General features: G+C 48.8%; 25 protein-coding genes and 1 other annotated feature. All 25 genes read left to right on the top strand.

The genetic code is table 11. The features are described from left to right. The first annotated feature begins 2 nt into the window (after positions 1-2). The 25 genes from feoB to M3079_RS07735 all read left to right on the top strand — a co-directional run bounded on the left by feoB (position 3) and on the right by M3079_RS07735 (position 26,123). A complete protein-coding gene (gene feoB, locus M3079_RS07855) occupies positions 3-2,147 on the top strand; it encodes a ferrous iron transport protein B (protein ID WP_249078511.1) in 2,145 nt (714 codons plus the stop codon). Positions 2,148-2,244: 97 nt separating this feature from the next. Next, a complete protein-coding gene (locus M3079_RS07850) occupies positions 2,245-2,418 on the top strand; it encodes a FeoB-associated Cys-rich membrane protein (protein ID WP_249078509.1) in 174 nt (57 codons plus the stop codon). Between the two features lie 69 nt (positions 2,419-2,487). Then, positions 2,488-2,698: a binding site (T-box leader), on the top strand. A 56-nt stretch (positions 2,699-2,754) separates the two neighbouring features. Next, positions 2,755-5,412 (top strand): valine--tRNA ligase, encoded by a 2,658-nt coding sequence (locus tag M3079_RS07845; protein ID WP_249078507.1) that lies wholly within the window; start codon positions 2,755-2,757, stop codon positions 5,410-5,412. A 79-nt stretch (positions 5,413-5,491) separates the two neighbouring features. Then, positions 5,492-6,796, top strand: coding sequence for a folylpolyglutamate synthase/dihydrofolate synthase family protein (locus M3079_RS07840; RefSeq protein ID WP_249078505.1), 1,305 nt, complete (start codon positions 5,492-5,494; stop codon positions 6,794-6,796). After that, positions 6,796-8,106, top strand: a complete 1,311-nt coding sequence (locus tag M3079_RS07835; RefSeq protein WP_249078551.1) for an O-antigen ligase family protein — start codon at positions 6,796-6,798, stop codon at positions 8,104-8,106. Before M3079_RS07840 ends, M3079_RS07835 begins: the two co-directional genes overlap by 1 nt. A gap of 34 nt (positions 8,107-8,140) precedes the next feature. Next, complete coding sequence (locus M3079_RS07830) at positions 8,141-8,509, top strand: DRTGG domain-containing protein (RefSeq protein ID WP_249078503.1); 369 nt, start codon at positions 8,141-8,143, stop codon at positions 8,507-8,509. Next, on the top strand, positions 8,506-8,949 hold the full coding sequence (locus tag M3079_RS07825; protein WP_021715631.1) for an ATP-binding protein: 444 nt from the start codon (positions 8,506-8,508) through the stop codon (positions 8,947-8,949). The genes M3079_RS07830 and M3079_RS07825 overlap by 4 nt, the downstream gene beginning before the upstream one ends. Before the next feature lie 14 nt (positions 8,950-8,963). Then, positions 8,964-10,343, top strand: coding sequence for a [Fe-Fe] hydrogenase large subunit C-terminal domain-containing protein (locus M3079_RS07820; protein ID WP_249078501.1), 1,380 nt, complete (start codon positions 8,964-8,966; stop codon positions 10,341-10,343). Next, positions 10,321-10,665 (top strand): serine kinase, encoded by a 345-nt coding sequence (locus M3079_RS07815; RefSeq protein ID WP_249078499.1) that lies wholly within the window; start codon positions 10,321-10,323, stop codon positions 10,663-10,665. Before M3079_RS07820 ends, M3079_RS07815 begins: the two co-directional genes overlap by 23 nt. Then, positions 10,662-11,432 (top strand): PHP domain-containing protein, encoded by a 771-nt coding sequence (locus tag M3079_RS07810; protein WP_249078498.1) that lies wholly within the window; start codon positions 10,662-10,664, stop codon positions 11,430-11,432. Before M3079_RS07815 ends, M3079_RS07810 begins: the two co-directional genes overlap by 4 nt. 117 nt (positions 11,433-11,549) lie before the next feature. Next, positions 11,550-12,047, top strand: coding sequence for an NADH-quinone oxidoreductase subunit NuoE (gene nuoE, locus M3079_RS07805; protein ID WP_021715436.1), 498 nt, complete (start codon positions 11,550-11,552; stop codon positions 12,045-12,047). A 2-nt stretch (positions 12,048-12,049) separates the two neighbouring features. Next, entirely contained in the window at positions 12,050-12,604 is a 555-nt protein-coding gene (locus M3079_RS07800) for an ATP-binding protein (RefSeq protein ID WP_021715437.1), read from the top strand. A gap of 1 nt (position 12,605) precedes the next feature. Next, positions 12,606-12,974 carry a (2Fe-2S) ferredoxin domain-containing protein gene (locus M3079_RS07795; RefSeq protein WP_021715438.1) on the top strand — a complete coding sequence of 123 codons (369 nt, stop codon included), beginning with the start codon at positions 12,606-12,608 and terminating at the stop codon, positions 12,972-12,974. A gap of 18 nt (positions 12,975-12,992) precedes the next feature. Next, positions 12,993-14,783 carry an NADH-quinone oxidoreductase subunit NuoF gene (gene nuoF, locus M3079_RS07790; RefSeq protein ID WP_249078496.1) on the top strand — a complete coding sequence of 597 codons (1,791 nt, stop codon included), beginning with the start codon at positions 12,993-12,995 and terminating at the stop codon, positions 14,781-14,783. 12 nt (positions 14,784-14,795) lie between these two features. Then, on the top strand, positions 14,796-16,520 hold the full coding sequence (locus M3079_RS07785) for an NADH-dependent [FeFe] hydrogenase, group A6 (protein ID WP_249078494.1): 1,725 nt from the start codon (positions 14,796-14,798) through the stop codon (positions 16,518-16,520). A gap of 324 nt (positions 16,521-16,844) precedes the next feature. Continuing rightward, positions 16,845-17,132 carry a hypothetical protein gene (locus tag M3079_RS07780; protein ID WP_044896651.1) on the top strand — a complete coding sequence of 96 codons (288 nt, stop codon included), beginning with the start codon at positions 16,845-16,847 and terminating at the stop codon, positions 17,130-17,132. Continuing rightward, positions 17,129-18,649, top strand: coding sequence for a succinate CoA transferase (locus M3079_RS07775; RefSeq protein ID WP_249078492.1), 1,521 nt, complete (start codon positions 17,129-17,131; stop codon positions 18,647-18,649). The genes M3079_RS07780 and M3079_RS07775 overlap by 4 nt, the downstream gene beginning before the upstream one ends. A gap of 179 nt (positions 18,650-18,828) precedes the next feature. Then, positions 18,829-20,475: a methylmalonyl-CoA mutase family protein gene (locus M3079_RS07770; protein WP_249078491.1), complete on the top strand. Its 1,647-nt coding sequence runs from the start codon at positions 18,829-18,831 to the stop codon at positions 20,473-20,475. 37 nt (positions 20,476-20,512) lie between these two features. Beyond that, positions 20,513-20,902 (top strand): cobalamin B12-binding domain-containing protein, encoded by a 390-nt coding sequence (locus M3079_RS07765; RefSeq protein ID WP_021715443.1) that lies wholly within the window; start codon positions 20,513-20,515, stop codon positions 20,900-20,902. Between the two features lie 82 nt (positions 20,903-20,984). Further along, on the top strand, positions 20,985-21,923 hold the full coding sequence (gene meaB, locus M3079_RS07760; RefSeq protein WP_021715444.1) for a methylmalonyl Co-A mutase-associated GTPase MeaB: 939 nt from the start codon (positions 20,985-20,987) through the stop codon (positions 21,921-21,923). 35 nt (positions 21,924-21,958) lie between these two features. After that, the gene (gene mce, locus M3079_RS07755; protein ID WP_021715445.1) at positions 21,959-22,375 is read left to right on the top strand and encodes a methylmalonyl-CoA epimerase; all 417 of its coding nucleotides are present in this window, start codon (positions 21,959-21,961) and stop codon (positions 22,373-22,375) included. 157 nt (positions 22,376-22,532) lie between these two features. Then, positions 22,533-24,032 (top strand): carboxyl transferase domain-containing protein, encoded by a 1,500-nt coding sequence (locus M3079_RS07750; protein ID WP_249078549.1) that lies wholly within the window; start codon positions 22,533-22,535, stop codon positions 24,030-24,032. Positions 24,033-24,054: 22 nt separating this feature from the next. Next, a complete protein-coding gene (locus M3079_RS07745; protein ID WP_021715447.1) occupies positions 24,055-24,360 on the top strand; it encodes a hypothetical protein in 306 nt (101 codons plus the stop codon). An 83-nt stretch (positions 24,361-24,443) separates the two neighbouring features. After that, positions 24,444-24,860, top strand: a complete 417-nt coding sequence (locus M3079_RS07740) for a biotin/lipoyl-containing protein (protein WP_249078489.1) — start codon at positions 24,444-24,446, stop codon at positions 24,858-24,860. Between the two features lie 102 nt (positions 24,861-24,962). Beyond that, positions 24,963-26,123, top strand: coding sequence for a sodium ion-translocating decarboxylase subunit beta (locus M3079_RS07735; protein WP_249078487.1), 1,161 nt, complete (start codon positions 24,963-24,965; stop codon positions 26,121-26,123). Positions 26,124-26,178 lie beyond the last annotated feature (55 nt).

Below are 26,178 nucleotides of genomic sequence, written 5' to 3'. Positions count from 1 at the left end.
AAGTGGCTGTAAAAATTGCATTGGTTGGCAACCCTAACTGCGGCAAAACAACCATGTTTAACAATTTAACCGGTGCAAACCAGTATGTTGGCAACTGGCCGGGCGTTACTGTTGAGAAAAAAGAAGGCAGGCTGAAAGGTTACAGCGATGTAATTGTTACCGACCTGCCGGGTATTTATTCGCTTTCTCCGTATACTTTGGAGGAAGTTGTTTCCCGTAATTATATTATTAATGAACATCCTGATGTTATTTTAAACCTGGTGGACGGTTCCAACATTGAACGCAACCTGTATTTAACAACCCAGCTGCTTGAAATGGGCGTGCCTGTTGTTATTGCGCTGAATATGATTGATATTGTCCGTAAAAACGGCGATAAAATTGATACTGCGGCGCTTGGCAGAAAGCTTGGCTGCCCGGTTGTTGAAACTTCCGCTTTAAGCGGGCTGGGGCTGAAAGAAGCTGCCGCCAAAGCCGTTGAAATGGCCAAAGCCAAAACCGTTGAGTGCAAACCCTTGCATTTTAACGCTGATGTTGAAAAAGCGCTGGAAGAAATTAAATACATTATGGGCAGTTCCCTGCCGGAAACCGGTGCAAGATGGACGCTTGTTAAATTGTTTGAGCGCGACCGCGAAGTATGGGCTAAATATAATCTGCCGGATGTTATTCAAAAGCAGCTTGAAAAAATTATTGCCGGCGTTGAGGAAAAGCTTGATGACGACTGCGAAAGCATCATTACCAACGCCCGTTATGATTACATTACCGGCTTAATGGCCGATTGCGTTAAAAAAGTTAAAGTAGGCATGACTACTTCCGATAAGATTGACCAGATTGTTACGAACCGCATTTTGGCTCTGCCTATTTTTGCAGCCGTAATGTTCTTTGTTTATTATATTGCCGTTACTACAATCGGCACGGATGTTACCGACTGGACTAATGATGTGCTGTTCGGCGAAATGATTATGCCTTCCGTACAGGAAGCTATGGAAAATGCCGGTGCTGCCGAATGGCAGGTATCGCTGGTGGTTGACGGCATTATCGGCGGCCTTGGCGCACCGATTGGCTTTGTGCCGCAGATGGCAATTATGTTCTTCCTGCTGGCATTGCTTGAGGACTGCGGTTATATGGCGCGTATCGCGTTTATTATGGACCGTATTTTCCATAAATTCGGCCTGTCCGGCAAGAGCTTCATTCCGTTCCTTATTTCCTCCGGCTGCGGCGTGCCCGGTATTCTGGCAACCCGCACTATCGAAACTGAAACCGACCGCCGTATGACGATTATGACGACAACCTTTATTCCCTGCGGCGCCAAGCTGCCGGTTATCGCTTTGATTGCCGGTGCAATTATGGGCGGCGACTGGTACATGGCACCGATTATGTACTTCATCGGTATTATTTCCGTTATATTTTCCTGCCTGATTTTAAAGAAAACCGAAATGTTTGCAGGCGACCCTGCACCGTTTGTTATGGAACTGCCGCAGTACCATATTCCGGCTGCAAAAAACGTATTGCTGCATACATGGGAACGCTGCTTTGCCTTCATTAAAAAGGTTGCAACCGTTCTGTTCCTTGTCTGCGTGGTAATGTGGTATCTTTCCACTTACGGCATTGGCGCAGAAGGTTACGGCATGGTAGAACCTGAAGACAGCTTTATCGCTTCCATGGGCGGGGCAATCGCCTGGATTTTTGCACCGCTGGGCTTCGGCGAATGGCAGGCTGTTGCGGCTTCTATCTCCGGCTTCGTTGCCAAGGAAGCCATTGTCAGCACCATCGGCGTATTGATTGGCGTTGGCGAACTTGCCGAAGACGATGCAAGCCTGTGGGCAGCAACCATGGGCATGTTCCAAAACCCGATGGCGGCGTTCAGCTTCCTGGTGTTCAACCTGCTTGACAGCCCGTGCCTGGCAGCAATTACCACCATGAACAAAGAGCTTGGCAGCCGCAAATGGCTTTGGTTTGCCATCATCTTCCAGAACGTATTTGCTTATGCCATGACCTTTATGATTTATCAGTTCGGGCTTGTGCTTATTATGGGCGAAGCCTTTACAGGCATGACTGCTGCCGCCTGCGTGGTTGCGCTCATCATGCTGTACATGATGTTCCGCCCGGCGCCGAAAGCAAAAGAATCCCTGCGTTCGGTAAATGCTTAATTAAAACCTTTGTGATATAATAATGTTAAAACGTAAACTGCGCGGGCTTTGTTCCTGCGCAGTTTACAGCGTCTTTTAAAGAAAGGAGCAAACAGCTGTGGCTACATGGATTATCAGTGCTGTTTTACTTGCTGCAATTTTTATGGCGGCGCGCTATTGCTGGAAAAAATTCCGCCGCGGCGAATGTATAGGCTGCCCGGGCGGTGGCTGTTCCGGCTGCGAAAGCGGCGGCTGCTGCCATTGCCACGAACCTGCCGGTAAAACAAAATAACTTTATAACCCTGTTCTGCGCTTGACAGCGCGCCTTGAAATTGATAAGATATTAACTATCAAAATACTGTTAATAACTATGAACGGAAGTAGTAAAAGCACAGGCTTTTGCAGAGAGGGCGCGCACGGCTGCAACGTGCCTAAAGCAATGGCTTTGAAGTAGTCCGGGAGTTGGCAGGCTGAACTGAAAGTAAGCTTGCCCGTAAGCGTGCGTTAAGCGTTTCAAGGTGTCCGGCTTTGGCCGGGAAGATAGGTGGTACCGCGATTTTGTCGTCCTGTTTGTAATAAACAGGACGTTTTTTATTACTTTTGCAAATTTATGACTGGAGGAATAAACATGACAGAAGAACACAACATCCCCAAAGTTTATGACCCCGCTTCTGTTGAAAAGAAATGGTATGAATTTTGGGAAAAGAACAGATATTTCCATGCAGAGCCGGAACCGGGCAAAAAGCCGTTCAGCATTGTAATTCCGCCTCCGAACATTACCGGTAAGCTGCACATGGGCCATGCGCTTGACAACACTTTGCAGGATATTTTAATCCGCTGGCACCGCATGATGGGCGACAACACTTTATGGATGCCCGGTTATGACCATGCAGGCCTTGCCACTCAGATTAAAGTAGAAGAAGTGCTGAAAAAAGAAGAAGGCAAAACCCGTTTTGACCTTGGCCGCGAAGAATTTGTAAAACGTGTTTGGGCTTGGAAGGAAGAATACGGCGACCGTATTATTAACCAGTTAAAATGCCTGGGCATTTCGTGCGACTGGGAACGCAAGCGCTTTACAATGGACGAAGGGTGCAGCCGCGCCGTACGCGAAACTTTTGTAAGCCTGTTTGAAAAAGGGCTTATTTATAAAGGCACCCGTATTACCAACTGGTGCGTTAACTGCCATACCGCTTTAAGCGATATCGAAGTTGAACACGAAGATACTCCGGGCCATTTGTGGTATGTACGCTACCCGGTTGTTGGCGAAGAAGATACCTATTTAACCATTGCCACCACCCGTCCGGAAACTATTCCCGGCGATACCGCGGTTGCAGTTAACCCGGAAGACGAACGCTATGCAAAACTTATCGGCAAAACTTTGCGCCTGCCTATTTTGAACCGCGAAATTCCGGTAATTGCCGACAGCTATGTTGATACCAAATTCGGTACCGGCGCTGTAAAAATTACCCCTTCGCATGACCCCAACGACTATGAAATGGGCCTGCGCCATAACCTGCCGGAGATTGTTGTTATCGGCAAAGACGGCGTTATGACGGAAGAAGCAGGCCCGTTTGCCGGTTTGGAACGCTACGAATGCCGCAAACAGATTGTTGCGCGTTTAAAAGAAGAAGGCTACCTTGTTAAAATAGAAGAACACAGCCACGCAGTTGGCCATTGCCAGCGCTGCCATAATATTGTAGAGCCGCTTGTTTCCACTCAGTGGTTTGTAAAAATGCAGCCGCTTGTAAAAGCCGCTGTGGACTGCGTTACCGACGGCCGCACCCAGTTTGTGCCGGAACGCTTTACCAAAAACTACACCGGCTGGATGGAAAACATTCACGACTGGTGCATCAGCCGCCAGATTTGGTGGGGCCACCGCATTCCTGTTTGGTACTGCGATGACTGCGGCGAAATGAGCGCCAGCCGCACCGACCTTGAAAAATGCCCGAAATGCGGCAGCACGCATATCCATCAGGACGAGGACGCACTGGACACCTGGTTCAGTTCCGCCCTGTGGCCATTCTCTACCATGGGCTGGCCGGACAACACCGAATTGCTTAAACAGTTCTATCCTACCAGCGTGCTTGTAACCGGTTACGATATTATTTTCTTCTGGGTTGCGCGCATGCTGATTATGGGCATGGAATTTATGAAGGAAATTCCGTTTGAAAAAGTATTCATCCACGGCCTTGTGCGCGACAGCCAGGGACGCAAGATGAGTAAATCGCTCGGCAACGGCATCGACCCGCTGGAAGTTATTGAAAAATACGGCGCCGATACCCTGCGCTTTATGCTTATTACCGGCAACACTCCGGGCAACGATATGCGTTTTTACTGGGAACGCGTGGAAGGCACCCGCAACTTTGCCAACAAGATTTGGAACGCATCGCGCTTTGCGCTGATGAATATGGAAGGCTACGACAAGGACGCAGAACTTGCGCCTTATACGCTGGCTGATAAATGGATTCTTTCGCGTTTGCAGGATACCGTTAAAGACGTTACCGGCCTGTTGGAACGCTTTGAGCTTGGCGAAGCAGGACGCGCCATTTACGATTTTATCTGGAGCGAAGTTTGCGACTGGTACATTGAAATTGCCAAACCGCGCCTTTACAACAAAGAAGCTGCGGCTGAACGCGCAACCGCGCAGCATGTACTGGCAACCGTGCTGGTATCTGCCATGAAGCTTTTGCATCCGTACATGCCGTTTATTACCGAGGAAATTTACCAGTGCCTGCCGCACGAAGCGGAAAGCATTATGATTTCCAAATGGCCTGTGGCTGACGAAAGCCTGGTTGACCCCGAAGCAGAACGCGGCATGAACGCCATTATGGACAGCATTAAGGCTATCCGCAATATGCGCGCCGAAGTTAATGCCAACCCGGGCAAAAAAATTCCGGCAATTATGCTTGTAAGCGAAGATTTGCGCGAGGTTGTTGCCCATAACGACAGCTACATTAAACTGCTGGGCGGCATTGATAACCTTGAGCTGCGCCCGCTTAACGGCGAAAAACCGGAAAACGCCATGGCAGCCGTTGTAACCGGCATTGAAGTATACCTGCCTTTAGCCGGTTTGATTGATGTTGAAAAAGAAACCCAGCGCCTGAGCAAAGAACTTGCCGCAATGGAAAAAGATTTGCAGCGCGCTGGCGGAAAACTGAACAATGCAGGATTTTTGGCTAAAGCGCCGGAAGACGTTATTGCCAAAGAGCGTGCTAAATATGAAGAATTAAGCGGTAAAATTGAAGCCGTGAAAAAACGTATGGCATATTTGGCAGAATTAAAGTAAAATTAAATAAAGGGTTGAAACGGCACGGCAGTTTTGGCCGTGCCGTTTTGCATATATTAACATAACCAGGAGAATAGCAATGAATTATAATGAAAGTTTGGCTTATTTGGACAGCCTTGGAAAATTTGGCATTAAACTTGGCATGGAGCGCATTGAAGCGCTTTTAAAAGAACTTGACAATCCGCAGGATAAATTTAAAAGCGTGCATGTAACGGGAACCAACGGCAAAGGTTCCGTTAGCAGCATGATTGCCAATATTCTTTTGGCAGGTAATTTAAAAACCGGCAAGTTTATTTCGCCGCATCTTGTAAAATACAATGAACGTATCAGCATTAACAATAACGATATTACGGACGAGGCTTTTGCACTGGTTATAAGCGCCGTTAAGCGGGCGGCAGACAGCATTGTTGCCAAGGGCGTGTGCGAACAGCCCACTCAGTTTGAAGTTTTAACGGCGGCGGCTTTTTTGCATTTTGCTTTGGAAAAAGTTGATTATGCCGTTATAGAAGTAGGGCTTGGCGGCCTGTGGGACAGCACTAACGTAATTACGCCGGTGGTAAGCGTTATTACCAATGTGGCGCTTGACCACTGCGACAAGCTCGGCACTACCATAGAGCGCATTGCCATGCAGAAGGCAGGCATTATAAAAGAAAAAGTGCCTGTTGTTACAGCAGCTGCGGGTGACGACGCCATTGGGCCTATCCGCGCCGTAAGCATGTTTAAGCAGGCACCGGTGTATATTTACGGGCGCGCTTTTTGGGGCGAAGAAAAAGAAAGCACGATGGACGGGCAGACCTTTACCCTGCATGCAGGCGATGTTTACAGCAGCGACTACACCATTAAACTGGCCGGTGAACATCAGATTGCCAATGCTTCTGTGGCGATTGTGGCGGCAAAACTTGTTTCCAAGCAGGATGACCGCATTAACGAACTTGCGCTGCATATCGGCGTTGCCAATACCTTCTGGCCCGGAAGGCTGGAGCGCATTGGCGAAAAGCCGGATGTTATTTTAGACGGCGCGCATAACCCCAACGGTGCGGAAGCGCTGCGCAAGGCGCTTGATAAATTTTATCCGAATCAGAAACGCATTTTTGTTATCGGTATGATGGGGGATAAGGATATGCAGCAAGTTCTGCATACCATTGTGCGCCCGATGGATTTGGTTTACACCGTACCGGCAGACGGCGGCGAACGGGCTGCAAAGCCGCAGGAGCTGGCAAATATTATCGGCGCTAACGCCGCGCCGCGCAGTGACGTTTATGAGGCGTACCTTGAGGCGGTTAACGAAGCCGGCAGCGGCGGCGTTGTAGTTATTTGCGGTTCGTTATATTTGGTAGGCACGTTTAAAACAAGATTAATGGAAGAAAAGGCAAGGTGCAATTAATGGGCGGCGTTGCCAAATACCACAGTGCAGAAAAATATGTATTTTTGCTGCTGCTTTTTACGGCGGCAGTAATTCCGGTAAACCAGGTGTTTACGCTGCTGATGGTGGCGGTAACTTTTTTTGCGGGCCTGGCGGTGGCCGTTAAGTACCGCAAATTAAAGCGCGTGCCTGTGCTGCCGCGTGTGCAGCAGGGGCTTTTATACCTGCTTTTGGCAATTACCTGGTATTCGCTGCGCTTTTCGGCAGATAGTGCCGTTTCGGCCTATAATTTTGGCTATGTTGTGGGGCAGTACGTGCTTTTGGTATGGCTTGTGCTGCACTATGGCGGCGACGGCAAACTTGATTTTGACTGGCAGAAACCCCGCGAATGGCCGCGCCCTTTGCTGCTTTTGGCCGTGCTTTTGCTGGCAGGCTTTGTCAACGGCATGCTTGGCGTTTACCAGCATTTTACCGGCGTTGTGCCTACCGACCCGTGGGTAGACCCTTCGCAGTTTCCAGAACTTAAAACACGCGTTGTCGGCACTTTAATTAACCCCAACATTTTTGCCGGTTATCTGGTGCTGCTTTTAAGCACAGCCGTGCCGTTTATAAAAATAACAACAGGTAAAATACGCGGCTTTTTACTGGTGCTGGCAGCAGTGCTTGGCATAAGCCTTGTTTATACTTTTTCGCGCGGCAACTGGGTGGCCTGCGCCTGCGCCATGATTTTTTACTTTTTGTTTTTCTGGCGCAAATGGCTCATTCCGCTGGCAGTTTGCGCGGCAGGCGGCGTATATTTTATGCACGGTGCGGTATGGCACAGGCTGATGTCTATTTTCGGCACGCAGGATACCTCCGTGGCGCTGCGCTTTGCCTACCTTAAAAGCACGCTTTTTATTATAGAAGAACACCCATACGGCGTAGGCTGGTACGGGTTTCAGTATATTTACCCGGAATACGATTTTTATTTGAACAACCCCAATGTAATTATGTACCACTGCCATAACCTGATGCTTAATATTCTGGCAGAACTTGGCTGGCACGGGCTGATTGTTTTTGTGCTGGTGCTTGCAGTTTTTGCCTGGCATGCCTTTAAACTGGCAGCAAAAGGCGTGCGCCCGTGGCTGCGCGCCGTAGGGCAGGGGTATCTGGCGGCGTTGGTTGGCATTTTGGCAGGCGGCCTTACCGACCATGTATACTTTAATATGGATATGGGACTTTTGTTCTGGTGCGTGTCGATGGTAATGATGCAGTGCAGCCTTTTAAACAGACTGAGCCGCAGCGGGCGGCAGAAAATTGCTTTACATACCGGGACAGACACGCTACAATAAAATCAGAAAATTTTTAATTTTTATGGAGGGAAAAATGAATTTAAAGGATGTACAGAGGGTTTTAAAAGCAAAAATCCTTGTGGGAGAAGAATTGATGGAACGCCACGTTGAAACCTGCTGCGGCAGCGACCTTATGAGTGATGTGCTGGCTTTTACCAAATGCAATACCCTTTTGTGTACAGGCCTTACAAATATGCAGGTTATCCGTACGGCGGGTATTACCGATTTGTGCGGCATTATTATAGTACGCGGCAAGCTGCCCGGGCCGGATTTTCTGGACTTTGCGCGTGAAGCGCAGATGCCGGTGCTTTCAACAAACTGCACTCTGTTTGAAGCCTGCGGGCTGTTATATGTGGCCGGGCTGCGCGGATGTTCGCAGGAAAAAGGGGGCTGCGGGTTATGACGGAGGCTAAATCTGTAAAAATAAGCTATGACGTAGCTGGCGGCGATTTTGACCGTGCCGGGGAAGCCTCGAGCGGCATTAAGCGCATGCTGCAAAAAATAGGCATACCGGCAGATATTGTGCGCCGCATAGCCATCGGTACTTATGAGGCGGAAATGAACGTGCTTATTCACGCCGGCGGCGGCAAGGTTGCTGCGGAAATTTTTCAGGACCATACCGTAATAAACATTACCGACCACGGCCCCGGCATACCGGATATTAAGCTTGCCATGCAGGAGGGCTGGTCGACAGCGCCGGATTATATCCGCCAGATGGGGTTTGGCGCCGGTATGGGCCTGCCCAACATGATGAAATGCAGTGATAAATTTGACATACAATCTAAAATAGGAGAAGGAACCTCCATCACAATGGAGTTTAAGCATATCAGCGAAGACTTGTAAAAGAGGTGAGCCCATTGGCAGAAGGCTATATTCATTCCGTCCGCTTTGTGCCTTCCAAATGCAAAGGCTGCGTAACCTGCGTTAAGGCGTGCCCTACCGATGCTATCAGGGTGCGCAACGGCAAGGCCGAACTTATAGCGGCGCGCTGCATAGACTGCGGCGAATGTATGCGCCGCTGTGCGTATCACGCGGTGGAAGCATATTCGGACAAACTGGAAGAAATAAAAAAATACCAATATAATATCGTTTTGCCTCCTCCTTCGCTGTACGCGCAGTTTCCGGCCGATATTTCGGAGGAAACAATACGTGGGGGCTTAAGCAACCTTGGCTTTGATGAAATTTTTGACGTTGCTGTGGCTTCGGAATATATTTCCCTGGAAATTGCAGACTACATTAAAAACTACAATGGTGGGCGCAAGCCTTTAATTTCCTGCACCTGCCCGGCGGTGCTGCGCCTTATTCAGGTTAAGTTCCCGGAACTTATCAAACAGGTAGTGCCGGTGCTTCCGCCTGTGGAGGCTGCCGCAATTTATGTAAAAAAAGAGGCTATGGAACGGCTGGGGCTTGAAGAATCACAGGTTGGCGTATGGTTTCTGGCGCCCTGCCCTTCGAAAGACGCCAATATCCGCCAGTCGGTAGACGTAGTGCATACACAGCTCAGCGGCAGCATTGCCATTTCGGAAATTTACGGCAGGCTGATGCGCTCTATCGGCAGCGTTAAAGAAAGCAAAAAAATAACCGCGGCTTCTTCCTACGGCATGGGCTGGGGCTGTTACGGCGGCGAACTTGCGGCCGTAGGCGTGGAAAAAGGTCTGGCGGTGCATGGCATAGAAAACGTGTATGACGTGCTGGAGCAGATTTCCATGAATAAAATGCCGGACGTTGATTATGTTGAATGCAGCGCATGCAGTGGCGGCTGTATCGGCGGCCCGCTGACGGCTGAAAATAAATTTGTGGCGGAAAAGAACCTTAAGCTGCGCCTTGCGCGGATGCGTGAACACGAACCGGCAGACAGGGTGGAGGCAATGAAGCAGAGCATGGTCTGCGAGGGTTTCCCAAAATCCGGCGCTTATGTAAAAAAACTGGTGCCGCGCCCGATGATGCAGCTTGACGACGATATTTTGGAAGCTATGAAGAAGTTTGAACAAATGGAAGAAGTGCTCAATTCCCTGCCGGGGCTGGACTGCGGCGCGTGCGGCGCGCCAAACTGCCAGTGCCTTGCGGAAGATATTGTTCAGGGTAAGGCAACGGAAATAGACTGCATTTTTAAACTGCGTGCCAGCGTTAAAAAGCTTGCGCACGGCATGCTGGAACTTGCACGGCAGATACCTATTGACAATAACGATTTTAACGATAACGGAGAAGAAAACAATGCAGATAAAGGAAGTAATTAACAGTTTGAATTTGCAGCTTTTAACGCATACCGGTGACATGCAGGGCGAGGTTACGGGCGGCTATGCTTCTGACCTTTTAAGCAATGTTATGGGTCAGGCCGAACCCGGCATGGTATGGATAACAATGCAGGGGCATCAGAACGTGGCTGCAGTGGCATCTTTAATAGGCCTTGCGGCTGTGGTTGTGGCAGGCGGCGCTCCGGTAGAAGAAGAAACGCTGAAAAAAGCCGATGCCAACAATATAAACATTGCCGTTACTGATTTGCCTGCTTATGTTGTAGCCGGGCAGCTTTATGCCCTTGGCATTACCAACGGAAAATGAAAACCTTACTGGCTGATTTCCATATCCATACCCTGCTTTCGCCCTGCGCGGAAATAGAAATGACGCCGCACCATATTGTTATGCGGGCGGCGCAGTACGGCGTAGATGCGGTTGCCATTACGGACCATAATGCTTCTGCCAATGCCGCGGCGGCGGTTGAAGCAGCCAAAAACTACGGTGTTAAGGTTTTTCCGGGCATGGAAGTTGAATGCCGCGAAGAAGCGCACATAGTTGTGCTGTTTGATACGCTGGAGCAGCTGGCTGCGTGGCAGAAAATAGTTGATGCCAATATGAGCGGGCTTAAAAACAACGCAGAGCGTTTTGGCGCGCAGTTTATTGTTGATGATGACGATAACTTTATAGCCGAAGAAGAACGCATGCTGCTTGGGCCTTTAAAACTGCCTGCTGCGGAAGTTATACAAAAAGTAAACGCCATGGGCGGCATGGCAATAGCTGCGCATGTTGACAGGCCCTCGTACAGCCTTTTGATGCAGCTTGGCTTTCTGCCTTCGGATATGGGGCTGGCAGCGGCTGAAATAAGCCCTGCCGGCATTAGAGAATTAAAAGAACAGAAGCTGAAACTGGCGCTTGGCGGCTTAAACTATGTTACCGACAGCGACGCACACATGATGGACAGCTTTATTAACGGCCCTAAAAATTTAATTACGGTTAAAAGTTTAACGGTGGCAGAGCTGAAACTTGCGCTTGCGGCAGAGGACGGACGCAGCTGGCAGCCGGGCTGTTTTTTGGAGAACCGTGATTATTAAAAATGATATAGTGTACACTAATTAAAGTATACATGTTAATTAGTGTTGCATATAAGCCGGTGTTTTGTTATAGTAATATATGTACATTTAAATTTAACAGTAAGGAGAGAATGTACTATGAGCTTTGTGGAGAGAACATGCAGCTGCTGCGGCGGCGAAAATCCGGAAAAGACCCGCATTGACGCAATCCTTGCCAAATATGAAGGCGTTAAGGGCGCACTGATTCCGATTTTACAGGAAGTACAATCCTTGTATAATTATCTGCCTAAAGACGCGCTGGAATATGTTGCCGCACAAACCGGCACCCCCATTGCGCAGATTTACGGCGTTGTAACTTTTTATTCGCAGTTCCATCTTAATCCGCGCGGGCGCAATATTATCCGCGTATGCCAGGGCACTGCCTGCCACGTACGCGGCGGTAAAACTATTCTGCAGGCGCTGGAAAAAGAACTTGACATTAAAGCTGGCCATACAACTGACGACCTGCGCTTTACGCTGGAAACGGTTGCCTGCATCGGCGCATGCGGCCTGGCCCCTGTTATGCAGGTTAACGAAGATACCCACGGCAGGCTGACGCCGGATAAATTAAAGGCTATTTTGGCAAAATACCAGTAATTATGAGAGAACTTTCACTGCATATACTTGATTTGGCGCAAAACTCGGTTGAGGCCGGTGCCCGTAATCTGCAAATTGACATTGATGAAAACGAAAACGGATATTTTACTTTTTCCATCAGTGACGACGGGCGCGGCATGACGGAAGAAATGGTTAAAAAAGTGCGCGACCCGTTTGTTACTACACGCCTTACACGCAAAGTAGGCATGGGCATACCTTTTATGGATATGGTAACAAGCCAGTGCGGCGGTTATTTTGATATTAAATCGCAGCCGGGAGAGGGCACAGTTGTTAAAGCCGCTTTTAAGGCAGATAACATTGACCGTCCGCCCTTGGGCGATATTGCAGGCAGCATTGCCGTTTTGCTGGCAGGCGCGCCTGAGCTTAACCTTGTTTTTAACTATAAAGCGGCAAACGGCGCTTTTTGCTTTGACACTCGCCAAGTGCGTGAGGTTTTGGGGCAAGACACCGATTTTGCGCATCCGGAAATTTACCGCTGGACTGAAGAATATCTGAGGCAGCAGCTTGGCGCGCTGCATGCCGGGCAGGAGGAATAAAATGAAAACTTTGGAGGATTTGAAGGCTTTAAGGGAAAAGCTGAAAAACGATATTAAAGTCCGTCAGAACAGCACTACCAAAATTATTATCGGCATGGGCACCTGCGGCATTGCTGCCGGTGCGCGCGAAGTAATGAAAGCCGTGCTTGACGAACTGGCTGTACGCCATCTGACGGATGTGCAGGTGCAGCAGACCGGCTGCATCGGCATGTGCGAAAAAGAAGTGCTGGTGGATGTTGTGCGGCCCGGAGAACCGCGCATTACCTACGGCAAAGTAAAACCGGCAGATGTAAAAAAAATTATTGCCGAACACGTAGTTAACGGCAGAGTAGTGCAGGAGCTTGTTGTAGGCAAGATAGAACAGGAATAAAATCGGGGAGGGTTTTTTATGCAGCATATAAGAGCACATGTCCTTGTCTGCGGCGGTACCGGCTGTAAATCTGCGGGCAGCAAAGAAGTGCAGCTGGAGTTTGCCAAACAGCTTGAACAAAAAGGGCTGAGCGACGAGGTTATGATTGTAGAAACCGGCTGCCACGGCTTTTGCGAGCATGGCCCGCTGGTAATTATTTACCCGGAAGGTACTTTTTACTGCCGCGTAAAACCGGAAGATGTGGAAGAAATTGTAGAAAGCCATTTGTTTAAAGGGCGCATTGTTGAGCGTCTTTTATACCACGAACCGCTTACGCATGAACAGATTCCTTTCTATTCGGAAATTAATTTTTATAAAAAGCAAAAACGCCTGGTGCTTGAACACTGCGGCGCCATTAACCCGGAACAGATAGAAGAATATATTGCGGTAGGCGGCTATGAGGCGCTTGCCAAAGCCGTTACCACCATGACTCCGCAGGAGGTTATTGACGAAGTTAAAAAATCCGGCCTGCGCGGACGCGGCGGCGGCGGTTTCCCCACCGGTATGAAATGGCAGTTTGCCGCTAATTCCGTAAACGATAAAAAATATGTTATCTGTAACGCCGACGAGGGCGACCCCGGTGCTTTTATGGACCGCAGCGTGCTTGAAGGCGACCCGCATAAAGTGCTTGAAGGTATGGCAATCTGCGGTTATGCCATCGGTGCCGACGAAGGCTATATTTATGTGCGTGCGGAATATCCGCTGGCTATCAAGCGCCTGCGCATAGCTATTGACCAGGCCGAACAAATGGGCCTTTTGGGCAAGAGTATTTTCGGCAGCAAATTCAGTTTTAAAATTCATATAAAAGAAGGCGCCGGTGCCTTTGTATGCGGCGAAGAAACCGCGCTTATGGCATCTATCGAAGGACGCCGCGGCATGCCGCGCCCGCGCCCGCCGTTCCCGGCAGTATCGGGCCTGTGGGGCAAGCCTACCAATATTAACAACGTAGAAACTTTCGCAAACGTAGCTTCCATTATTACCAACGGCGCAGATTGGTACTGCGGCTTCGGCACGGAAAAATCCAAAGGCACCAAAGTATTTGCCCTTACCGGCAAAATCAACAACACAGGCCTTGCCGAAGTGCCGATGGGCATTACCATGCGCGAGATTATTTTTGATATCGGCGGCGGCATTACCAATGGCAAAAAATTCAAAGCCGTACAGATTGGCGGCCCGTCCGGCGGCTGCCTGCCGGAATCCATGCTCGACCTTTCCGTTGATTACGATTCGCTGATTTCCGTCGGCGCAATGATGGGCAGCGGCGGCCTTGTAGTTATGGACGAAGATACCTGCATGGTTGATGTTGCCAAATTCTTCCTTAACTTTACGCAGTCCGAATCCTGCGGCAAATGCACACCCTGCCGCGAAGGCACCAAACGTATGCTGGAAATTTTAACCCGCATTACGGAAGGGCAGGGGCGCGAAGGCGATATTGAACTTTTGGAGGAACTGGCCGGCAATATTAAAGAAACTGCACTCTGCGGCCTTGGGCAGACAGCGCCTAACCCCGTACTCAGTACGCTTAAATATTTCCGCGACGAATACGAAGCACATATTAAAGAAAAACGCTGTCCGGCAGGAGTATGTGAAAAACTTGCCAACTATCAGATTACGGATAAATGCAAAGGCTGCGGCCTCTGCGCGCGCCAATGCCCGGTTCAGGCCATCAGCGGCCAGCCGCGCAGCCAGCACGTTATTGATACCACTAAATGCATTAAATGCGGCGCCTGCATGGCAGCCTGCCCGTTTAAGGCAATAGTTAAGGGATAAGGGGGCAGAACAATGGAAATGGTTACCTTAACAATTAATGGGCAAACTGTACAGGCCCCTAAAAATGCAACAATTTTGGAAGCGGCACGCAGTGCCGGAATTTATATACCAACTCTGTGCTACCATCCGGAGCTTGCGCCGGAAGGCGCCTGCCGCCTGTGCGTGGTGGAAGCAAGCGGGGCAAGAAGCCTTGTCGCTTCCTGCGTATATCCGGTAGCGGAAGGCATGGTAGTTAAAACCAACACGCCTAAAGTAAGGGCAGCGCGCAAAATGGTTGTTGAACTGCTTTTGGCGAACCACCCCAAAGACTGCCTGTCCTGCCAGAAAAGCGGGGACTGCGAACTGCAAAAAATTGCCGCAGACCTTGGCCTGCGCAAAATCCGCTTTGAAGGCGGCGCACGCAAAGCCCATACCATTGACGGCAGCAACCCCTGCCTTGTGCGCGACCAGGAAAAATGTATTCTCTGCGGGCGCTGTATACGCGTTTGCCGCGATGTGCAGGGCATGAATGTTTACAGCTTTGCCAACCGCGGGTTTGATACCATCGTTTCAACTGCGTTTGAACAGGACCTCGGCAATGTGGCGTGCAGCTACTGCGGCCAGTGCGCCAGCGTTTGCCCGACCGGCGCCATTGTTGAACGCGACGACACCGAGAAAGTTTGGGACGCCATTAACGACCCCGATAAAATCGTTATTGTGCAGACTGCTCCTTCCGTGCGCGTTGCCATTGGCGAAGAACTGGGCATGGAACCCGGCAGCATTGTAACAGGCAAAATGGTTGCAGCACTGCGCCATCTGGGTTTTGATAAAGTTTTTGATACTGATTTTTCTGCCGACCTTACCATTATGGAAGAAGGTTATGAATTTTTAGACCGCCTGCAAAACGGCGGGCTGCTGCCAATGATTACTTCGTGCAGCCCGGGCTGGGTTAATATGATTGAACTGAAATATCCTGAGCTCTTGGACCATCTTTCCACGGCCAAATCGCCGCAGCAGATGTTCGGTGCAATCGCCAAAACCTATTATCCGGAAAAAGCCGGCATTGACCCTGCCAAAATAGTCAGTGTATCTGTTATGCCGTGCACGGCCAAAAAGGCGGAAGCCGCAAGGCCTGAAATGTGCGATTCCGGTTACCGCGACGTTGATATAGTAATTACCACGCGCGAACTTGGGCGCATGATACGCGAAGCAGGCATTGATTTTAAAAACCTGCCGGAAGAAAACTTTGATTCTCCGCTTGGCACGGGCAGCGGCGCGGGCGTAATTTTCGGCACAACCGGCGGCGTTATGGAAGCGGCGCTGAGAACAGTTGCCGATGTGCTTGCCGGTGAAAACCTGCCGCACGTTGATTATGAAGAAGTGCGCGGCATGGAACATACCCGCGAGGCGGAGCTTGAAATTGCCGGCAAAAAAATAAAAATTGCCGTTGTACATACTCTTAAATCGGCAATGGAAATGCTGGAAAGAGTTAAAAACGGCACTGCCGATTATCAGTTCATTGAAGTAATGGCATGCCCGGGCGGATGTATCGGCGGCGGCGGGCAGCCTGTTCCGGTTAATGCCGAAATCAGGAAACTGCGCAGAAAGGGACTCTTTGATTGTGACAGAGCCAATGAGTTACGAAAATCGCACGAAAATCCTGAAATAATTGAACTTTATGATACTTGGCTGGGCAAACCGCTTGGAGAAAAAGCACACAATCTCCTGCACACGCACTATCACCGGCAAATACGTTAAATATACTAATAAAATGCTATAAAATACCCTTCGGACTTTTGAGTCTGAAGGGTATTTCTTTAAAAAATGTAAACAAAAGGCTTGCCATGTTACAATTTTACTGCTATTATATTGTAAGGGTCAGAAAAGGGCCTGAGCTTGTTAAAAATTCAGAAAATATCCTGACAAGTTATGTGCTATAATATCGTTAGATGAAAATCTGAATATTTAACGGCAATTTCATAAAAAATTTCAAAAAAATATCACAAATAGAGCTTCGGCAGAAGGAATTTTGCAGGTGGTGTCGAAGTATATAAAGAAACCAAAAGAAGGTATGTTCAGGCGTTGGCAGACAACAGGGTAGCGGAACCCTTACGGAAGCCTTACGCCGGCGGCTTGCAGTCCGGGCGTGCCCGCTCCGGAAAATGCGTGAGCTGGCACTTGGCGTTATTGAGTTTAATTATTAAATTTCGGGATAACACTAAAGTGCTCCTTTTTTATGTTATGGGTTTGCCTTATTTGGCGGACGGTATAGACAAACGCCTGGCGTTTGCAGAGTATTTTTCGCCGGATAAGTTAAGTGCCGAAAGGCAGAAACCATATATATTTAATTTCAAGGAGGAAGGAACATGATCGATATTAAAGATCGTATTTGCGATGCGGTTGCTGGCAAAGTAATGAGCGCAGAAGCCGCAACCGACTTTATTCACAATGGTGACAACTTGGGTGTCAGCGGCTTTACTCCGTCTGGCTATCCGAAAGCTGTACCTCTTGCCCTGTCTGAAAGATACAAAGGCACCGATTTCAAAGTTAACGTTTGGACCGGCGCTTCTGTAGGCCCTGAAATTGACCAGGCAATGGTAGAAGCTGGCATTATGGACCGCCGCCTGCCTTATCAGACCAACGGCACCCTCCGCAAAGCTATCAACGAAGGTAAAGTAAAATATGCTGACATTCACCTCAGCCACATGGCACAGATGGTTCGCTATGGCTTCATGGCTAACCGCAAAGGCGTAGACGTAGCAATCGTTGAAGTATGCAAAATCAACGACCTCGGCGACGGCAAAGTAGGCCTTATCCCGACCACTTCCATGGGCAACAGCTCCTCTTATGTAGCAGGCGCTAAAAAAGTTATCGTAGAAGTTAACACCAGCCAACCGGTAGGTTTGGAAGGCATGCATGACTCCTATGTACCTCTTGATCCTCCGTACCGTAAACCGATTCCTATCGAAAGACCGGAAGACCGCATTGGTACTCCGTACATTCCTTGCGAACTCGACAAAATCGTTGCTGTTGTTCCTTGCGACATCACCGATAAAGTTCGTCCGCTCGGCGAAATCGACGAAGACGCTAAACACATGGGCGAAAACCTCGTAGCATTCTTCAAAAAAGAAGTTGCTGAAGGCCGCCTGCCGAAAAACCTGCTTCCGCTGCAGTCCGGCGTAGGCTCCGTTGCTAACGCTGTTATCAACGGCCTTGTTAACTCCGACTTCGAAGACCTCACCGTTTACACCGAAGTTATCCAAGACGGTATGTTCGACCTCATCGATGCCGGCAAACTCCGTGTTGCTTCCGGTACCGCTCTGACTCCGTCTCCGGAATGCCAGAAAAAATTCTATGAAAACCTTGACCATTACAAACCTTACCTGATTCTCCGTCCGCAGGAAATCTCCAACAGCCCTGAAGTTGCACGCCGCATTGGCGTTATCGCAATGAACACCGCTATTGAAGTTGATATTTACGGCAACGTAAACTCCACTCATATCTGCGGCACCAAATTGATGAACGGCGTTGGCGGTTCCGGCGACTTTGCCCGTAACGGTTACCTCACCGTATTCTTCGCCAACTCCCTGGCAAAAGGCGGCAAAATCAGCTCCGTTGTTCCGTTCTGCAGCCATATCGACCATGCAACCCTCGACGTTGACGTTATCGTTTCCGAACGCGGCGTTGCTGACCTCCGTGGCCTGACTCCGAAAGAAAAAGCTCCGATCATCATTGATCAGATTGCTAACCCGAAATATCAGCCGATGCTGCTGGATTACTTCCACAGAGCTTGCGAAGCTTGCGGCAACAGCCAGACTCCGCATCTGCTTGAAGAAGCTTTCGATTTCCATAACCGCTTCAACAAAACCGGCACCATGGAAAAATAATCCCAGTTTAATTGGGGCTTAAGCCTGTGCCGGCGGTAGCGAGTCCTCCGGCACAGCTTAAATAAATATGTTGACGAAGCCGAAAGGCTTTGCCATAGACCGTCTTTGACGGACACTCTCACCGTACCCGGGAAGTCCAACCCGAGTATGAAAACAAAAATTTTAAGGAGGATTTGAGAATGTCAAATGAAACTCTGAAAGCTGGCTTAGCTAAATACCATGAAGAAGTAGAAGCTAAACTGGTTAAATTCCCTGAACGCGCAAACCTGGAGCCTAACAGACTCTACACCCCGCTTGACATCGAAGGTTTCGATTATGAAAGAGACCTCGGTTTCCCTGGTGAATATCCTTTCACCCGTGGTGTACAACCTACCATGTACCGCGGCCGTTTCTGGACCATGCGTATGTATGCTGGTTTCTCCACTGCTGAAGAATCCAACAAACGTTATAAATACCTGCTGGCTAACGGCGGCAGCGGCCTGTCTTGCGCATTCGACCTCCCGACCCAGATCGGTTATGATTCCACCGACCCGATGTCCGAAGGCGAAGTTGGTAAAGTAGGCGTAGCTATCGACTCCCTGGCAGATATGGAAATCCTGTTCGACGGTATTCCTCTGGACAAAGTTTCCACTTCTATGACCATCAACGCTCCTGCATCCGTACTGCTCTGCATGTACATCGCAGTTGCTGAAAAACAAGGCGTTTCCGCTGATAAACTCCGCGGCACCATTCAGAACGATATCCTGAAAGAATATGCTGCTCGCGGCACTTATATCTTCCCGCCTAAACCCTCCATGCGTTTGATCACCAACATTTTTGAATATTGCTCCAAAAATGTTCCGCTGTGGAACACCATCTCCATTTCCGGTTACCATATCCGTGAAGCTGGTTCCACCGCTGCTCAGGAAATCGCATTCACCATCGCTGACGGCATTGCTTATGTAGAAGCTGCTATCAAAGCTGGCATGGACGTTGATGCTTTCGCTGGCCGTCTGTCCTTCTTCTGGAATGCTCACAACAACGTACTCGAAGAAGTTGCTAAATTCCGCGCTTCCCGTCGTGTATGGGCTAAAGTTATGAAAGAAAGATTCGGCGCTAAGAAAGCTAAATCCATGATGCTCCGCGTACATACCCAAACCGCTGGTTCCATGCTGACCGCTCAGCAGCCGAACAACAACATCGTTCGTGTTGCTCTGCAAACCGCAGCTGCAGTAATGGGTGGTACCCAGTCCCTGCACACCAACTCCAAAGACGAAGCTTTGGCTCTGCCGACCACTGAATCCGTAACCATCGCTCTGCGTACTCAGCAAATCGTTGCTTACGAATCCGGCCTGGCTGACACCATTGACCCGTTGGGCGGTTCCTACTATGTAGAAGCTTTGACCAATAAGATCGAAGCTGAATGCTGGGATTACATTAAGAAAATTGATGAACTCGGCGGCGCTCCGGAAGCTATCGCTAAAGGCTACATCCAGAAAGAAATTCAGGATTCCGCTTACAAATGGCAGATGGACGTTGAAAAAGGCAACCGTATTATCGTTGGCGTTAACAAATTCCAGCAGGAAGAAGAACCCCCGAAAAACCTGCTGCGCGTAGACGGCTCTGTTGGCAAACTGCAGGCTGAAAAAATTGCTGCATTGAAAGCTCGCCGTGACAACGCTAAAGTTGAAGAAACCCTTGCTGCTCTTAAAGCAGGCTGCGCTGATGAAAGCGTTAACCTGATGCCTTTGATCCTCGAAGCTGTTAAAGCTTATGCAACCGAAGGCGAAATCTGCGGCGTAATGAGAGAAGTATTCGGCGAATACCAGGCTCATACCCAGCTGTAATTAACTTAGCCAACAATAATAGGGAGGTAAGTAGATAATGTCTAATATCAGAGTTTTAGTAGCAAAACCGGGTCTTGATGGACACGACCGCGGTGCTAAAGTTGTAGCTCGTGCATTGCGCGACGCTGGTTTTGAAGTAATTTATACCGGTATCCGTCTGACCCCGGAACAAATCGCTGAAGCTGCTCTGCAGGACGACGTTAAAGTTGTTGCTCTGAGCCTGCTCTCCGGCGCTCATAACACCCTTTTCCCGAAAGTTGTAGAACTTTTGAAAGAAAAAGGTCTGAACGATGTTCTGGTTATCGGCGGCGGCGTTATTCCTGACGCTGACATCCCGGGCCTGAAAGCTGCTGGCATTGCCGAAGTATTCACTCCTGGCACCCCGACCAGCGCTATCGTTGACTTCATCAACGCAAACGTAAAATAATTAGGTCTTAAAAATTTGCAAGGCGGTTTGTCCGCCTTGCAACCTAAAATTTTTATCAGACCTCAACAAGGCGGTGTGAAATTTGAACATTGTTGAAGGCGTATTAAACCACAACCGTTTGGCACTGGCCAAAGCAATTACGGCCGTTGAAAACGAGTATGACAATGCTGTTGAAATTATGACAGCTTTATATCCCCACACCGGCAATGCTTATGTCATTGGTATAACCGGACCTCCGGGTGCTGGCAAAAGTACTTTGACCGATAAACTTGCCAAAGAATTCCGTAAACGCGGTAAAACTGTTGGCATTATTGCAGTAGACCCCACCAGTCCGTTCTCCGGCGGCGCTATCTTGGGCGACCGTATCAGAATGTTGGATTTGTCTTCGGATGAAGGCATTTTTGTCCGTTCTATGGCTACCAGAGGCAGCTTGGGCGGCTTATCGCAAAAAGCAGGCGATGCAGTCAAATTGATGGATGCTTTTGGCTTTGACATCATTATCATTGAAACCGTAGGCGTAGGGCAATCTGAAGTTGATATCGTAAAAACTGCCGATACCACCATGGTTGTTGTAATCCCGGGCATGGGTGATGATATTCAGGCTATTAAAGCAGGTATACTTGAGATCGGTGATTTGTTCACGATTAACAAAGCTGATCGTGAAGGCACAGACAAGCTCAACATAGAGATTGAAATGATGTTGGAATTAAATCCCGAACATGTTGGCTGGCGTCCGCCGATCAACCGGACCATTGCCAGCAAGGGTGAAGGCATAGAAGCAGTTGTAGACTCCATTGAGGAGCACCAGAAATATCTGAATGATAGCGGTGAAATCGTTAAAATCCGCAAAGCCCGCATTAAAAACGAGGTTACTGCGATGCTTAACGATAAAGTAAACCGTTACATTGATAAAAATGTAGTAGCTACCGATGAATTTGATTCCTTGGTAGAAAAACTGCAGGGCCGCGAAATTGAACCGTACTCTGTAGTTGATGACATTGTTGGTAAAGTTTTGAAATAAAACCACCAAATTAATTCTTTAAGGAGGAATTAAAAATGTTCAAAGTAATTTGTGTTGACCATGTAGGTATTGCCTGCAAAGATTTGGATGTATCCAAAAAATTCTACACCGAAGTTCTCGGTCTGGAATGCACTGGTGAAGAACCGGTTCCCGAACAGGGCGTAAAAACCGTATTCATTCCTTGCGGCGAAACTCTGCTTGAGCTTCTTGTTGATATTACCGAAAACAATGATGGCCCGATCGGCAAATACATTGCTAAAAACGGCCAGGGCATCCAGCACATTGCTCTCCGTGTTGACGACATCGAAGCTGCTATCGCCGGCGTACAGGAAAAAGGCGGCATCATGATTGACAAAGCACCTCGCGGTGGTGCAGGCGGAATGGACATTGCTTTCGTTCATCCGAAATCTGTTGGCATTTTGCTCGAACTCTGCGCTCCTGCAAAAAAATAATTTCTGCCTGAACAGAAATTAAGCTGCTTGTGCAGCAATCAAAAATCAGATACATAACAGACGGGCGCCTGATACTACGCCCGCCTGCATGTATAAATAAGTTCTCCCCAATTATATGGAGGTGTAAGATTTGTCTACTCAAGAAAGAATTGAGAAAATGCTCAAACTCTCCGAACACATTATCGCAGCTGGCGGCGAAAAGAAAGTTGCTAAACAACATGCTAGCGGTAAACTGACTGCTCGTGAGAGAATCGCATTATTACTTGACGAAGGTAGCTTCGTTGAATTGGATCGTTTCGTAAGCCATCGTTGCACCAACTTCGGCCAGGACAAAAAAGAACTCCCGGGCGAAGGTGTAACCACCGGTTACGGCACTGTTGACGGCCGTCTGGTTTATGTATTCGCTCAGGACTTCACCGTTGAAGGCGGCTCCCTCGGCGAAATGCATGCTAACAAAATCGTTAAAGTACAGCGCCTTGCTCTCAAAATGGGTGCTCCGTGCGTTGGCCTGAACGATTCCGGCGGTGCTCGTATCCAAGAAGCTGTTGACGCTCTGGGCGGCTATGGCAAGATCTTCTTCGAAAACACCAGCGCATCCGGTGTTATTCCTCAGATCTCTGCTATCATGGGTCCTTCCGCAGGCGGCGCTGTATACAGCCCGGCTCTGACCGACTTCATCTACATGGTAAAGAACACTTCCAAAATGTTCATTACCGGCCCTGCAGTTGTTAAATCCGTTACCGGCGAAGAAGTTACCCAAGAAGAACTGGGCGGCGCTATGACCCACAACCAGACTTCCGGTGTAGCTCACTTTGCAGCTGAAAATGACGAAGACTGCATTAAACAAATCCGTTATCTGCTCAGCTTCCTTCCGTCCAACAACATGGAAGGCGCACCGATTATCGAAACCGGTGACTCCCCGACCAGAACCGACGAAGCACTGAACAGCATTATTCCTGATAATTCCAATCATCCTTATGATATGAAAGACATTATCAAGAGCATTGTTGATAACGGTGAATTCTATGAATCTCAGCAATACTACGCTCAGAACATCATTACCTGCTTCGCACGTATGGATGGCCAGACCGTAGGTATTATTGCTAACCAGCCGAAAGTTATGGCAGGTTGCCTTGATATCAATGCATCTGACAAATCTTCCCGCTTCATTCGCTTCTGCGACGCTTTCAACATTCCTCTGTTGAACCTGGTAGACGTTCCGGGCTTCCTGCCTGGCACCAACCAAGAATATGGCGGCATTATCCGTCATGGCGCTAAGATGCTCTATGCATACTCTGAAGCAACCGTACCTAAAATTACTTTGATTACCCGTAAAGCATACGGCGGTTCTTACCTCGCAATGTGCTCTCAGGAACTTGGTGCTGACCAGGTTATCGCTTGGCCGACTGCTGAAATCGCAGTTATGGGCCCTGCTGGTGCAGCTAACATCATCTTCCGTAAAGATCCTGATGTTGAAGCTAAAACTGCTGAATACATTGACAACTTTGCAACCCCGTATCAGGCTGCAAAACGTGGCATGGTTGATATCGTAATTCAACCGAAAGATTCCCGCCCGACCATTATCAATGCATTGCAAATGCTGGATTCCAAACGTGAAAGCCGTCCGGCTAAGAAACACGGTAACATTCCGCTTTAATGCATAGAAAGGGGAAATCGTAATGGGATTTTTTGGATTATTTGGCGGCAGCAAAAAGAAAAAAGAAGCTCCTAAAGCTGCAGCCCCGGCTCCGGTAGCAGCAGCTCCGGCTCCTGCGGTTCCCGCCGGCACTCCCCCCGAAGTAATTGCAGCTATCAGCGGTGCAATCAGCATGGTTATGAATGACGATGAAATGATTGCAGCAATGGCAGCAGCTATCCAGCATGCTGGCGGCGGCGTAGCTGTAGTACGTATTAAAAAACCGAGTACGCTTTGGGCTCAGACTGGCCGCTTGTCTTTGATGAACAAAAGACAAGAGTGCTACTAATTTTTAGTTTTGACTGCAGCAGATACCAGTTATCTGCTGCACGAAAATAAAATTTTTTAAAAAGTGAAATGGAGGAATTTCAAATGAGAAAATTCAAAGTTAACGTTAATGGTGTAGCTTACACCGTTGAAGTTGCAGAAGAAGGCGTTGTAGCAGCAGCTCCGGTAGCAGCAGCTCCGGTTGCAGCTCCCGCTCCGGCTCCGGTAGCAGCTCCTGCTCCGGCAGCAGCTCCGGCTCCCGCTCCGGCTCCGGCAGCAGCTCCGGCTCCGGCAGCAGTAGCAGCTGGCGACACCCCGCTTACCGCTCCGATGCCTGGTAAAGTAAGCAAAATCGTAGCTAAAGCTGGCGACGCTGTTAAAAAAGGCGACGTAGTTCTTATGCTCGAAGCTATGAAAATGCAGAACGAAATTGCTGCACCTGTTGACGGCACCGTTAAATCCATCAACGTAGACGTTAACGAAAACGTAAAACCTGGCCAGATCATGGCAGTTATCGGCTAATTTCCTTCAATTCTTCAAACATAATAGCGTGCCGGCAGTTAGCTACCGGCACTGCTATCAGATGAATTTATAGGAAAGCAATTGAATATTGGAGGTTTAAGAATGGATTCTTTACTCGTACAATACCCTTACCTTGAAGAACTCCTGAAGGGTATTATTGGTCTTAGCTATACTCATATTATTATGTGGATTATCGGCGGCATCCTGATTTGGCTCGCTGTTAAATATGACTACGAACCTGCTCTGCTGCTTCCGATTGGCTTCGGTGCTATCCTGGCTAACATTCCTCATTCTTCTGCAGTATCCACCGAACCTGGTGCTGAAGGCTTCTTGATTACCCTGTACAATGCAGGTATCGCAAACGAACTGTTCCCTGTACTTATCTTCGTTGCTATCGGCGCAATGTGCGACTTCGCTCCGTTGATTCGCCGTCCGTCCGTAATGCTGTTCGCAGCAGCTGCTCAGTTCGGTATCTTCGCTACCGCTATCGGCGCTACTTTCCTGGGCTTCTCCTTCCCGCATGCTTCTTCTATCGGTATCATCGGTGCAGCTGACGGCCCGACCACCATTTATGTAGCAAGCCGTTATGCAGTAGAACTGCTTGGACCTCTGTCCGTAGCTGCTTACTGCTACATGTCTTTGGTTCCGGTTATCCAACCGCCTGTTATCAAAGCTGTTACCACTCAGAACGAACGCAAAATCCGTATGGGCTTTGAAAACGAAGAACCTGTATCTGACACCACTAAATTCTTGTTCCCGATCATGATCGTTATCGTAGCAGGCGTTGTATCTCCTCTGTCTGTTGCTCTTATCGGTGCTCTTATGTTCGGTAACGTTCTTAAAGAATCCGGTGTTGTTGATAACCTGTCCAACTGCGCTCAGAACGAACTGTCCAACCTGGTAACCCTCGTACTTGGTATTACCATCGGCGGTACCATGACTGCTGAACGTTTCCTGAATGTTCAGGTACTTCTCATCATGTGCCTCGGCGCTGTTGCATTCGTATTCGATACCGTTGGCGGCGTTATCTTCGCTAAACTTCTCAACATGTTCAGCGCTAAGAAAATCAACCCGATGATCGGTGCTTGCGGCATTTCCGCATTCCCGATGTCCGGCCGTGTAATCGCTAAAATGGCTTTGAAAGAAGACCCGACTAACTTCATCATCCAACATGCTATCGGCGTAAACGTTGCTGGTCAGGTTGCATCCGTAGTAGCAGGTGGTCTGGTTCTTGCTATGATTCCTGCTCTGGAAAAAATGTAATCTGTAATTTGTAACTTTCCTTATAGCGTGCTTTCCACTGGAATATTTTTGGAGG

The organism is Phascolarctobacterium sp. ET69, from assembly GCF_023336935.1.
Lineage (GTDB): Bacteria > Bacillota > Negativicutes > Acidaminococcales > Acidaminococcaceae > Fusicatenibacter_A > Fusicatenibacter_A intestinipullorum.
The sequence above is the reverse complement of the archived record's forward strand: the minus strand, read 5'-3'. Positions and strand labels throughout refer to the sequence as shown.

Coding starts and splice junctions, on each gene's coding strand:
- M3079_RS07835 (WP_249078551.1), top strand. CDS start 6,796: ATGGGCGGCGTTGCCAAATACCACAGTGCAGAAAAATATGTATTTTTG.
- mce (WP_021715445.1), top strand. CDS start 21,959: ATGTTCAAAGTAATTTGTGTTGACCATGTAGGTATTGCCTGCAAAGAT.
- M3079_RS07830 (WP_249078503.1), top strand. CDS start 8,141: ATGAATTTAAAGGATGTACAGAGGGTTTTAAAAGCAAAAATCCTTGTG.
- M3079_RS07775 (WP_249078492.1), top strand. CDS start 17,129: ATGATCGATATTAAAGATCGTATTTGCGATGCGGTTGCTGGCAAAGTA.
- M3079_RS07785 (WP_249078494.1), top strand. CDS start 14,796: ATGGAAATGGTTACCTTAACAATTAATGGGCAAACTGTACAGGCCCCT.
- M3079_RS07740 (WP_249078489.1), top strand. CDS start 24,444: ATGAGAAAATTCAAAGTTAACGTTAATGGTGTAGCTTACACCGTTGAA.
- nuoF (WP_249078496.1), top strand. CDS start 12,993: ATGCAGCATATAAGAGCACATGTCCTTGTCTGCGGCGGTACCGGCTGT.
- M3079_RS07840 (WP_249078505.1), top strand. CDS start 5,492: ATGAATTATAATGAAAGTTTGGCTTATTTGGACAGCCTTGGAAAATTT.
- M3079_RS07825 (WP_021715631.1), top strand. CDS start 8,506: ATGACGGAGGCTAAATCTGTAAAAATAAGCTATGACGTAGCTGGCGGC.
- M3079_RS07770 (WP_249078491.1), top strand. CDS start 18,829: ATGTCAAATGAAACTCTGAAAGCTGGCTTAGCTAAATACCATGAAGAA.
- M3079_RS07795 (WP_021715438.1), top strand. CDS start 12,606: ATGAAAACTTTGGAGGATTTGAAGGCTTTAAGGGAAAAGCTGAAAAAC.
- M3079_RS07765 (WP_021715443.1), top strand. CDS start 20,513: ATGTCTAATATCAGAGTTTTAGTAGCAAAACCGGGTCTTGATGGACAC.
- nuoE (WP_021715436.1), top strand. CDS start 11,550: ATGAGCTTTGTGGAGAGAACATGCAGCTGCTGCGGCGGCGAAAATCCG.
- M3079_RS07750 (WP_249078549.1), top strand. CDS start 22,533: ATGCTCAAACTCTCCGAACACATTATCGCAGCTGGCGGCGAAAAGAAA.
- M3079_RS07815 (WP_249078499.1), top strand. CDS start 10,321: ATGCAGATAAAGGAAGTAATTAACAGTTTGAATTTGCAGCTTTTAACG.
- M3079_RS07810 (WP_249078498.1), top strand. CDS start 10,662: ATGAAAACCTTACTGGCTGATTTCCATATCCATACCCTGCTTTCGCCC.
- M3079_RS07735 (WP_249078487.1), top strand. CDS start 24,963: ATGGATTCTTTACTCGTACAATACCCTTACCTTGAAGAACTCCTGAAG.
- M3079_RS07800 (WP_021715437.1), top strand. CDS start 12,050: ATGAGAGAACTTTCACTGCATATACTTGATTTGGCGCAAAACTCGGTT.
- M3079_RS07845 (WP_249078507.1), top strand. CDS start 2,755: ATGACAGAAGAACACAACATCCCCAAAGTTTATGACCCCGCTTCTGTT.
- M3079_RS07745 (WP_021715447.1), top strand. CDS start 24,055: ATGGGATTTTTTGGATTATTTGGCGGCAGCAAAAAGAAAAAAGAAGCT.